Origin of the sequence: Hymenobacter psychrophilus, from assembly GCF_900107135.1 — a bacterium.
GTDB classification, from domain to species: Bacteria; Bacteroidota; Bacteroidia; order Cytophagales; family Hymenobacteraceae; genus Hymenobacter; species Hymenobacter psychrophilus.
In genome coordinates, this window is record NZ_FNOV01000016.1 from 44,194 (window position 1) to 53,136 (window position 8,943).

Here is an 8,943-nt window from a genome sequence, read left to right on the forward strand (position 1 = left end):
GGAAGTTAAGCCGCCAGCGGTAAAGCGGCGGTTGGCGAGCAAGGCTGCTGGGCATAGGCCCGCAGCAGGCGCTGGTACTTCTTGCGGCCCTGGGCCATGGTGTCGGCGTCGGCGGAGAGTTCAACCAGCCAGATTTCGTTGGGGGCCTTCTTCTGGACGCCGATGATGAGGAAGCGCTCGGCCTGCAGCACGTCGGCGTAGAAGGCGGCCTGGCGGTCGTAGTCGTACTGCTCGACGGTGGCCAGGAAGTGGGTGTAGTCGGGGCAGCTGGTGGTTTTAAAGTCGACCAGCACCCGGCGGCCGAGGCGCGGGGTGGTGAGCAGCAGGTCGGGGCGGATTTTGACGGTGAGGCCGGTGGCCTCGTGGGTGGCGGTGTGGGTGAGCTCGGGCGTGCCGCGGTAGAGCAGGTCGCGGCAGTAGCGGTGGCGGCGCACGGCGGCGGCCAGTGTGTCGAGCAGCCGGCGCTGGGCCGGGGCCAACGTGGGCGGCGGCGAGTAGCGGGCCGGTTCCAGTACGGCCTCGTGGAAGGCCGTGCCGAATACGAAGGCCTGGGGGTTGGCGCGCCGGGGCTGGCCGAGCAGTTCGGCCTTGAGGGTGGACAAGTCGGTGTTGCTGACGTGGGGCAAAGCACGGTGCTGGGCCTGGGTCAGTTGGGGGTGCGTGGTGAGGTTGGTGAACATAGCGGTGTTTTTTGGAGCTTTTAGCTGAGAGCTATTAGCTGTTAGCTTCCGGTTGGTGGGCCGTTTTGCTAACAGCTAGAAGCTCTCCGCTAACAGCTTATTTGAATTAGGAAATGACGGCCAGCTGGGGGTTCTCGCCGGCGCGGTGCAGCCAGATGTGGGCGCCACCGCAGCCGACTTCGTAGGCCGGCGACGGGAACAGCGCGCGCACGGCCGGGGCCAGGTCGCGCACGTCGGACAGCGGTGGGCTGGTGGCCACGAGCTGGGCCAGCTGGGTGAGGCGGGCGGCCTCGGCCTCGTCGGCGGCCGGTTGCCGGTAAACCAGCTCGGGCAGCTGGGGCGGATATAAGTCGGGGTCGGGCGTACGGGAAGCGAAGGACATAGCGTTAGGTTTAGGTGATGCAGTGGGGCTGGTGGCGGCCAAGCCGGGGTGGCCCTCTCCCCTACCGGCGGGCGGTGGGAAGAGGGCCGGGCGGCACTCACGCGGCGGGTTCGGCCAGGGCGGCGGTGAGGGCCTCTTCGAGCCGGGCTGGCGTGGTGGCCGGCGGCGGGCTGTAGGCGTGGCTGGTGCGCAGCTCGGCCGTGCCGGTGTGGGTTTCCTCGCGCCAGATGGGGAAGTCCTGGGCGAAGTCGCGGCGGGCCACTATCTCGGCCAGCGCGGCGGGCTCGTAGCTAAACTCGGCGATATAGTAGGTGGCTTTCTTGCCCTCCTTGGTCGTCTCCTTCTTCACGGCGCGCACCGTTACCACTACATCGGCCAGAGTGAGCTCGTCGTAGAACAGCGGCTCAATGAGGCGGTAGAGGTTTTCGACGCTGTAGCCGTGGAAGAGCACGGCGCAAATGGCGCCTTTGTCGTCGGCGTAGAATAGCTCGGCCCAGAGCTTGCGGCCCATGTTGAGAATGTCGTCGGAGAAGATGCGCCAGGCCAGCGGGATGAAGCTGAGCGAGCTGCCCAACTGGGCCATGCCGTTGATGTTGAACTGGCCGGCCTTGGCATCGAAGCGAATCTGGCGCGGGTGGCCGGGCAGGTAGCGGAAGCGGCTGGTTTCGATTACTTCGCCGCTGGCCTCGTCCAGGGTGGCCGTGAGGTAGGCGCGGCTCGGGGTCGGCACGGTGGTGGTGAGGGTGGCTACGGCGTTGGGCGTAGCGGCGGGGGCTTTGGGGGTCTTGGTGGCAGTAGCCATAACGAAAAGGGTAAGAGGGTGAAAAAAGTGGGGCCCGTTGGCGGCCGGCCCCGTCGCCGGTGTGGGGGTTATTTGAATTGCTTGTCGTGGCAAAGCAGGGCGCGGCCGACGATGGAATCCACACCGCGGGCCTGGGGCTGGTGCTGGTACCAGAGGTAGGTGGCCAGCAGGTTCAGGTAGGCGGGCTGGCGGAACTTGCCCTCCTCGTCGATGATGAGGATGAGTTCGTCGGAGAGCCGCACCACTTCGACGGTCTGGCAGTCGAGCAGCTGGTAGAGCTCAGCTAGGCGGAAGTTGCGGCCGTTGGCGGGGCTGACAGTGCGGGGCTCGGCGCTATGGGGGTCGAGCAGTTGGGGCTGGTAGGTAGTAGCGGTGGCGGGCATGAGGCAAGGGCTTTATTTGACGATGTAGGCGGTGAACCTGTCGTTTATAGCATCGGGGCACTGCTTCAAATACTCCTCCTTGGCCGCCTTTTTATCGGTGGCGTAGACCAGGGCGTCGGCGCCTACGGAGTGGTTTTCAACCAGGAAGGCGCGTACTGCTGGCTGGGGCTTATTCTTGGGCATGGTGGTAGGGAATGCGGGGCCGGCGACGGTTGCCGGCCCCTGGTGGATTAGTGGACTGGAAGGGCGGGCGTGATGATGAGGCGGCCGGCCTGCACCTCGACCTGGGCCACGGCGCCGGGAGCGAAGCCGGCGGCCTGCAGCCAGTGGCCCGAAAGCAGCAGCTTGGCCGTGGCGGCGTAGCCGAATGCGCGGCGGCGGTGGCGCACCTCTATTTTTAGCTTGCGTTGCATGGCGGAGACTTTAGCGGGCGGAGGATGCGGCGGCGCGGTCGAGGGCGGCGCGGGGGCTGGCGTGATACACGCGGGCGGCAGTGGAAAGCAGGGCGCGGGCCGCCTGGCGCAGGAGCTTGGCGCAGTGCTTATGGCCGGTGCATTGCTGACGGTGGTGCAGGTGTTTGTCGCGGGCGTCGGCGTGAGCAGCCTGGGCGCGGGCCAGCAGCCAGAGGGCCGGCAGCGCAGCCGCCCAGCTGGGGGCGGCTGCTACGGTGGCGGGGGCGCTACGCATGGAGGCGGTGGGCTACCCGGCGGGCACGGGCACGGCAGGCGAAACCGGGGCGGACCAGGGCGCGCACCCCGCACAAAGCAGCGGCGGCGCGGGCAAGGGCGGCCCGGGCGTGGCGGCGGCAGACCGGAACGCCGGCGGCGGCGGCTTGGGCTACGGCGGCGGCAATGGCGGCGAACGGGCAAGGGCTGAGCTGCAGGTAGCAGACCCCACCGAGGTGATAGGAGATGCTAAACCGGGCAACCGCGTGGCCGCACGGCGTGACATTGTAGCTGATGGCGGCGACATGGCCGGCAACGGGGCCGGACCAGGCGGCGGCGGCGAGCTGCGAGAATTGCAAGGCAGTGAACATGGCTGTAGAGGTTAGCCGTGGGGTGCGCGGCCGGGGGCCCGCCGGGGTGCGCGTGGCGTCCGGGCCTTTCCCGAACTACTACCTAAATATATATAAAAGCACACATAATACATAACTTATTACAAGTTATTTTTGTATGTTTTTACTTATTTTAGTTGTATATTGATGTATAATAAATATGCAATTATGAAACACAAGACGACAACTGTGGCAGTAGTGGGCAGCCGGAGCCTGGCGACCTGCCAGGCCCTGCTGGCCCGCCTGCAGGAGCTGCGGGCGACTGGCCGGCTGAGCCGGGTGGTGAGTGGCGGCGCGGCTGGAGTGGACCAGCTGGCGGCCGGCTGGTGCCGGGCCCACGGGGTGCCGCTGCTGGAACTGCGCCCCGACTACGCCACCTACGGCCCGGCCGCGCCCCACGTGCGCAATGCCGCCATAGTGCGCGGGGCTGACTTGGTGCTGGTGTGCTGGGACGGGCAGAGCCGGGGCACGCTGGGCGCGGCCCGCGCCGCCGCCCGCCTGGGCCGCCGCTGCGAGTGGCTGGCCCACCCCACCCCCGGCGCGCTGCCGGTAGCCGGCGGCCTGGGCCTGTAGCCCACCGGGGCTGCCGGGCCGGCCAATGCCACCCGGCCGCGAACAAACACTTGAATGCCCTTGGCCAGGGGGTATGGGGGCCGGCCTTGAGGCCCCCGATAATACACGCCCGAAGGGCACCTTATGAGGCGCAGCCGAGGTGATGCAGCGCGAAGCAGAGCATACTGCGGGGGGTGTGGGGGGACTCCCCCACTTAAACACGCGCCGCAGGCACCCATTCGGTGCGGGGGCTAGGCGGGCCGACCAGCGGGAGGGCGGCCGGGGCGGTGGGCAGACGGTAGCGGAGGCTGGCCGCCCGGAGCGGAGCAGAGGGCGGTGGGCCGGAGCGGGGCACGAGCGGTGAGCGCGGCCGGCTGACTCGCGGGGAACTGGTAGCCGACTGCTGGGGCCCGTTTTTCAGGCCCTGGGCGGGCGGCGTGGCACGGTAGGCAACAGTAGTCACAACATCGTGGCGGGAGCATGCGCAAAGGATAGGAAGGGGCGCGACGCAGGAGCCCGTGCGCAGCACCGCAGCGCAGCGGAGCCCTGGATAGCCTGACCCGCAGGGGTGCGCCTTAATAATACAATTTACACCCTGCCGTCTCGAGATTAATCAGTGTGTGCTTCGATCCAATAATTTGTATATTTTTACATAAAAGAAAATATCTACGCTAATGGCAACACGTGACAGGGAAATTCGGAGGAGTCAGGTGATAGAACTGGCACCAGCGCAGAAGCGGCGGCAGGCAGAAAGGCTGACTGAGGCGGCGCCGGTGCTGGCGGCGGCGTACGGGCAGGCGCTGGGCCGCTGGCTGGGCGACCCGGTGTTGCGGCTGGTGGGGCGACCCATCATTACCGAGTGCTACCGCAGCGCGGAGCGGCAGAACGAGCTTTACCGGCAAGGGCGGAGCATGCCGGGGCCTATCGTGACCTACAAGCGCGGTGGGGAGTCGAACCACAACCTGGGCCCTCCTACCCCGGCGCTGGACGTGGCGTTTCAGCTGGCGGATGGGTCGGTGTCGTGGTCGGCACTGCTGCTGAGCAAGTTTGCCCGGCTGATGAAGTACGCCGATGCGCGGGTGGTGTGGGGGGGCGACTGGCCCTCGTTCAGGGACCGGCCGCACTTTGAGCTGCTGAGCGCGCAGAAAGGAGGGCCGGGCCGTGAATAGCGTGTTTGAGCACTGGGGCGTGGTGACGTCGGTGGTGGCCGGGGCGGTGGCCGTGCTGCTCTACTTCGTGAAGAACTGGCGGGCGGTGGAGGAGCTGAAGGCGACCTGCGTGGCCAATCAGCAGAAGGCCGAGGCGTTGTCGGTGCGGGTGGATGAGTTCCACGTTTCGGCGGTGGCCCGCGAGGAGAAGCTGCGGCTGGAAATGGGCAAGCAGGCCGAGGCTATTCGGACCGAGGCCCTGCAGCAGCGCACCGAGCTACGCCGGGAGATGGTGGAGCTGGTAATGAAGCTGGGCGAGAAGCTGGCCCACATCGACAAGACCATGGCCTTGGTGGAGGAGCGCACGAAGCTGCTCACCGACTTCACCAAAGACCAGCAGAAGCGCAATGAGTGGGCCGACCGGATTCTGGCCCGGCTGGATAAAGAGTAAGCTGACAGCTTTTAGCTGCTAGCTACTGGTAGACAAGGACCCAACTATTTCCTAACAACTAACATTACCTACCATGTCGAACAAACTCAGTATCACGGACCGGCTGACGTTGCCTACGCCCCGGTTCTTTCGCAAGGTGCGGTCTATTTCGGTGGCCGTGGGGGCGGTGGGGGCTATTCTGGTGGCCTCCCCTGCCCTGCTGCCGGCGGCGCTGGTTACGCTCGGGGGTTATCTGGTGCTGGCGGGCTCTATCGGGGCGGCCGTGTCGAGTACGGCGGTGAAGCCGGGGGAGCAGCTGGACGAGGCTCAGAGTCGTAAGGAGCGGATGGGCGGGTCGTCGGCCGAGACGTTGTAGGGCGCTGCAGCCCGTGTAAAAGAACAGCCCTGGCCAGTGAGGTCGGGGCTGTTTTTATGCTGTGGGTTCTGAGGTTGCTTCGCAATAAGAACAATGAGGTAGGGCCAGGCGCTGATTGCCCTTGGGCAGCTTTAGCCGTTGGGTTGTTGCAGGAATACGGTCTTTCGCATCACCCAGCTGTAGGCCAATGATACGGCACAATTTCCGACAGGTATACTGACTGCCAAGCCGTTTTTATTCAATTGCTTAGGCGGACAATTTACAGGCCGTCTCCGACAGGCATTCCGAGGGCCGAGCAAACGGTTTCTTTAGCCTCCTGGCGTTGTTGGTCGGCTCGTTGGTGGCCATAAGCCTGGACGAGACCTTGCAGTGGGTGGCCGATGAGCAAGCGGTGGTGGCCATTGGTCAGTCGCGGGCAGTGAAGCACGGGGATGCGAGAACTAGTCGTTTTATGAATGGCAAGTAAGCAGGTAAGCCTCTCGATGGAAAGACAGCCAGCAGCGCCTACCGCTAACTTAATTTTAGCTCGTTTATCATCAACTGGAGACGTTTATCTCTTTGGTCTTCGGGTAGCGAGTCGTACACTCTTTGTGCCTCTATGGCTGCCTTCCGCTTCCCGGCTTCTCTTTTTTGTAAGTCAACCAAGTGAAGGTGATGGAAGAATATATCGATACCGTCCTGCTGAGGGTGAGGGCTTTCTAACCCCTCGGCGATAACGCGTAAAAGCTCTAAATGGCAAGCATCCCTTTCTTTAGTGCGGCGCTCATATTTCAATATTTCCCATTTATTGAATAATGCTATTGAACTCCAGGGCCGCAGTTTTACACTTTTATTAAAGCTCTCAATAGCCCGCGTGTATTCGTGCTTTGCATTGTAAGCTTGCCCGAGCGTATCATAGATGCTCGAATCCGCAACGCTAGCCCTTTCTGCTCGCAGGCAGACAGTAATTACATCGGAGAATTTCTTGAGATACAAGAAGCAGATAGCAAGATGGTCCAGTGCCTGCGCATCAGCAGGATCAGTTGCTAGGATACGCTCAAGCAGAACTACCGCTTCAGTGTAGCGCATATCCAGCATAGCTTGATATGCTTGATGGTGCAGCTCAGAATCATCAGGCCACAACGATTTACGCAGGCTAGGCATAGGCTGCTGGACTTCCTGCAGCGCTTGGTCGGTGGTAGCATAAGCCGTCAGGTAGGCAGTCTCAGGCTTTTGAGAGACGGCAATGCGGGCAGGTTGGGTTTCGGCCGCAAGCCCCTTCGTGAGGCGCTGGTACTCCTGCTGGAACTGCTTGAGCAGATTCGGATCGGTGGAGAATACGCAGTTTTCCTGGTTGCGCTGCTCGGCCATATAGGTCCAGTTGTAGGAGCCCGACATGAGCAGACGGTTGTCAATCAAGCAGAATTTGTGGTGCAGTGCGTCGGCATCGGGACTGAAGTACAGACGGCCGCCAGCATCTATAAATTGCTGCCAGGGCAGGCTCTCGTCGCGGTTGTTGACGTAGTCGTTGCGAATCAGGAGGCTGACTTCCACCTGCCGCTGCAACAGCGTTACGAGGGCAGCAAACAGTTCACGGTCGGTGAACCAGGCCACTGCCACCTGGACTTTGGCTTTGGCCTGCTTGAGCTCAGCCAGTATTGCGGGCTTTATAGCTTGAAAATAGGCAATGGAACTCATAGGTGGGGAGCTGATAAAAATGAATGTTTGGCTAGCTGTCGAGTAGAACCTGTAGTCTGCGGGTGAGCGACTGCTCAAGCTCCGTGAAGCATGCCGCCGCGTTAGCCATCGATTGGAATGCCAGGGGTGCTACCACCGGAAGGCGAAGGGCAGTAATACCAATGGCAGATTGTGCTAGGCTGTCAGCTACCTGGAACTTTAGCTGGTTGGCATTCGGGTCAGTGGCCGGTTCAGACAGGGAGTCAGGGTAGAAAAGGTAGTTCTGCACGCTGCCCCGCCGGATGGCGTAGGAAACCAGCTGGTACATATCGGCCTGAGCAATGCCTGCGGGGTCGAGTGCACCGGCAACCAGTTTCCAGGTTTTGTATTTACAGTCAATCACTATTGGCGGGCTGGGAGGAAAATCAGCCACTTGCCAGGGGCGCAGCAGTATGTCATGCTGCAGATTGAAGCGGAGCTGGGGCTTGCTACTGGTGGCCGGCAGCATTTGAGCCAGGTACAGGTCGCTGGCCTGCGCAGTGACCTGGAAACCGGATTGGAAGTGCCGCTGTAAATAGCCCTGCACAAACTCTTCGAAGACCTTCTCGGTGGGCAGTAGAATTGCGAAGGCCTGTTGGGTGGGGTCGGTGCTGGCCAGAGGGCTGTGGTTGGCCAGAAACAGACGGCAGTAATCCAGAACTACGCTGAACTCGGCAAACAAAGGGGTCAACTGCACCTGGTCGCAGTCAGCCAGACAAGCCGGCTGATCCGTTACATCGGCTAACTGAATACCGATTTCCTGGAGCAGCTTCTTACTGAGCTCGTGACGGGTAAAATGCCGGAGCCGGTTGACTACATCTTTAAGAATGCGGTTGAAGCGGTTGTCGGGCTGGAAAGAATCGAACGTGCAGGGCAGCACCTGCTGACGACCCACCGCACGGTTACGCACGTAGTCGGGAAAATTAAGCCGGCCCCGTAGCGTGTTGAGCTCTTCTTCTACTTCCTGATAATACTGGTACTGGCTCCGGCTTAGCAGCTCCTGCGTGAACTGCGCAAAGAGCAGAATGAGCAGCTCCAGCCAGTTGGAGGGGGCTTGGGAAAAGCTGGCCAAAGAGCGGGGAAACTGTAGGCGCTCGGAGTAGCTCAGCCACCAATACAGGTGCGCGTGGATTGCCTCCATACTGCCCGATGGAGGCTGACTGACAACCTGATAAAACACTTTGGGCAGCAGGTGAATACAATGCCCCTGAAACTGGATCAGGCCTACATAGTTTCGGGCCCTGACCGTCCGGTGACCGTAGGCGTCGACGGCGAATTCCAGGTAGCGCTGCCGGGTGTTTTTCCTGACCTTCCCTCCCAGCCCTGTAGGGTTGCCGGGGCGTTGCTCCCAGATGCGCTGAACATAGGCTTCCAGTCCGTCGGGCAGGCTGGTAAGCGGTAGCTGGTTGCGGTATTCGTAGAGATAATGATTCATGGGCTG

Annotated in this window: 14 protein-coding genes; 4 read left to right on the plus strand and 10 right to left on the minus strand. The window is 62.3% G+C overall.

The features are described 5' to 3' along the window. Window positions 1-5 precede the first annotated feature (5 nt). From BLW21_RS18835 to BLW21_RS18865, 8 genes are all read right to left on the minus strand, one after another. Window positions 6-680 carry a PD-(D/E)XK nuclease-like domain-containing protein gene (locus tag BLW21_RS18835; protein WP_092743312.1) on the minus strand — a complete coding sequence of 225 codons (675 nt, stop codon included), beginning with the start codon at window positions 678-680 and terminating at the stop codon, window positions 6-8. A gap of 106 nt (window positions 681-786) precedes the next feature. Next, window positions 787-1,062 carry a hypothetical protein gene (locus tag BLW21_RS18840; protein WP_245711966.1) on the minus strand — a complete coding sequence of 92 codons (276 nt, stop codon included), beginning with the start codon at window positions 1,060-1,062 and terminating at the stop codon, window positions 787-789. 97 nt (window positions 1,063-1,159) lie between these two features. Continuing rightward, window positions 1,160-1,864, minus strand: coding sequence for a hypothetical protein (locus tag BLW21_RS18845; protein WP_092743314.1), 705 nt, complete (start codon window positions 1,862-1,864; stop codon window positions 1,160-1,162). A gap of 68 nt (window positions 1,865-1,932) precedes the next feature. After that, window positions 1,933-2,247: a DUF3846 domain-containing protein gene (locus tag BLW21_RS18850; protein ID WP_092743316.1), complete on the minus strand. Its 315-nt coding sequence runs from the start codon at window positions 2,245-2,247 to the stop codon at window positions 1,933-1,935. A 12-nt stretch (window positions 2,248-2,259) separates the two neighbouring features. Continuing rightward, window positions 2,260-2,430 carry a hypothetical protein gene (locus BLW21_RS21645; RefSeq protein WP_175471047.1) on the minus strand — a complete coding sequence of 57 codons (171 nt, stop codon included), beginning with the start codon at window positions 2,428-2,430 and terminating at the stop codon, window positions 2,260-2,262. Between the two features lie 47 nt (window positions 2,431-2,477). Continuing rightward, window positions 2,478-2,660, minus strand: a complete 183-nt coding sequence (locus tag BLW21_RS18855) for a SymE family type I addiction module toxin (RefSeq protein WP_092743318.1) — start codon at window positions 2,658-2,660, stop codon at window positions 2,478-2,480. A 10-nt stretch (window positions 2,661-2,670) separates the two neighbouring features. Further along, a complete protein-coding gene (locus BLW21_RS18860) occupies window positions 2,671-2,934 on the minus strand; it encodes a hypothetical protein (RefSeq protein WP_092743320.1) in 264 nt (87 codons plus the stop codon). Next, the gene (locus BLW21_RS18865; protein WP_092743322.1) at window positions 2,927-3,283 is read right to left on the minus strand and encodes a hypothetical protein; all 357 of its coding nucleotides are present in this window, start codon (window positions 3,281-3,283) and stop codon (window positions 2,927-2,929) included. The genes BLW21_RS18860 and BLW21_RS18865 overlap by 8 nt, the downstream gene beginning before the upstream one ends. A 186-nt stretch (window positions 3,284-3,469) precedes the next feature. Here BLW21_RS18865 and BLW21_RS18870 point away from each other — a divergent pair, with 186 nt between their 5' ends. The 4 genes from BLW21_RS18870 (at window position 3,470) to BLW21_RS18885 (ending at window position 5,807) form a co-directional block, all read left to right on the plus strand. Then, complete coding sequence (locus BLW21_RS18870) at window positions 3,470-3,874, plus strand: SLOG family protein (RefSeq protein WP_092743350.1); 405 nt, start codon at window positions 3,470-3,472, stop codon at window positions 3,872-3,874. A 689-nt stretch (window positions 3,875-4,563) separates the two neighbouring features. Beyond that, complete coding sequence (locus tag BLW21_RS18875; protein ID WP_245711967.1) at window positions 4,564-5,022, plus strand: M15 family metallopeptidase; 459 nt, start codon at window positions 4,564-4,566, stop codon at window positions 5,020-5,022. Next, window positions 5,015-5,452, plus strand: a complete 438-nt coding sequence (locus BLW21_RS18880) for a hypothetical protein (RefSeq protein ID WP_092743326.1) — start codon at window positions 5,015-5,017, stop codon at window positions 5,450-5,452. The genes BLW21_RS18875 and BLW21_RS18880 overlap by 8 nt, the downstream gene beginning before the upstream one ends. Window positions 5,453-5,525: 73 nt before the next feature. Continuing rightward, window positions 5,526-5,807: a hypothetical protein gene (locus BLW21_RS18885; protein ID WP_092743328.1), complete on the plus strand. Its 282-nt coding sequence runs from the start codon at window positions 5,526-5,528 to the stop codon at window positions 5,805-5,807. A gap of 510 nt (window positions 5,808-6,317) precedes the next feature. Here the strand turns inward: BLW21_RS18885 and BLW21_RS18890 are convergent. Beyond that, window positions 6,318-7,484: a phospholipase D-like domain-containing protein gene (locus BLW21_RS18890; RefSeq protein ID WP_092743330.1), complete on the minus strand. Its 1,167-nt coding sequence runs from the start codon at window positions 7,482-7,484 to the stop codon at window positions 6,318-6,320. Window positions 7,485-7,515: 31 nt separating this feature from the next. Next, window positions 7,516-8,937: an McrC family protein gene (locus BLW21_RS18895; RefSeq protein WP_092743332.1), complete on the minus strand. Its 1,422-nt coding sequence runs from the start codon at window positions 8,935-8,937 to the stop codon at window positions 7,516-7,518. Window positions 8,938-8,943: the final 6 nt, after the last annotated feature.

Excerpts from the sequence above, each read along its gene's own strand:
- BLW21_RS21645 (WP_175471047.1), bottom strand. The coding sequence starts at position 2,430 with ATGCCCAAGAATAAGCCCCAGCCAGCAGTACGCGCCTTCCTGGTTGAA.
- BLW21_RS18850 (WP_092743316.1), bottom strand. The coding sequence starts at position 2,247 with ATGCCCGCCACCGCTACTACCTACCAGCCCCAACTGCTCGACCCCCAT.
- BLW21_RS18895 (WP_092743332.1), bottom strand. The coding sequence starts at position 8,937 with ATGAATCATTATCTCTACGAATACCGCAACCAGCTACCGCTTACCAGC.
- BLW21_RS18840 (WP_245711966.1), bottom strand. The coding sequence starts at position 1,062 with ATGTCCTTCGCTTCCCGTACGCCCGACCCCGACTTATATCCGCCCCAG.
- BLW21_RS18890 (WP_092743330.1), bottom strand. The coding sequence starts at position 7,484 with ATGAGTTCCATTGCCTATTTTCAAGCTATAAAGCCCGCAATACTGGCT.
- BLW21_RS18885 (WP_092743328.1), top strand. The coding sequence starts at position 5,526 with ATGTCGAACAAACTCAGTATCACGGACCGGCTGACGTTGCCTACGCCC.
- BLW21_RS18835 (WP_092743312.1), bottom strand. The coding sequence starts at position 680 with ATGTTCACCAACCTCACCACGCACCCCCAACTGACCCAGGCCCAGCAC.
- BLW21_RS18870 (WP_092743350.1), top strand. The coding sequence starts at position 3,470 with ATGAAACACAAGACGACAACTGTGGCAGTAGTGGGCAGCCGGAGCCTG.
- BLW21_RS18860 (WP_092743320.1), bottom strand. The coding sequence starts at position 2,934 with ATGCGTAGCGCCCCCGCCACCGTAGCAGCCGCCCCCAGCTGGGCGGCT.
- BLW21_RS18865 (WP_092743322.1), bottom strand. The coding sequence starts at position 3,283 with ATGTTCACTGCCTTGCAATTCTCGCAGCTCGCCGCCGCCGCCTGGTCC.
- BLW21_RS18855 (WP_092743318.1), bottom strand. The coding sequence starts at position 2,660 with ATGCAACGCAAGCTAAAAATAGAGGTGCGCCACCGCCGCCGCGCATTC.
- BLW21_RS18845 (WP_092743314.1), bottom strand. The coding sequence starts at position 1,864 with ATGGCTACTGCCACCAAGACCCCCAAAGCCCCCGCCGCTACGCCCAAC.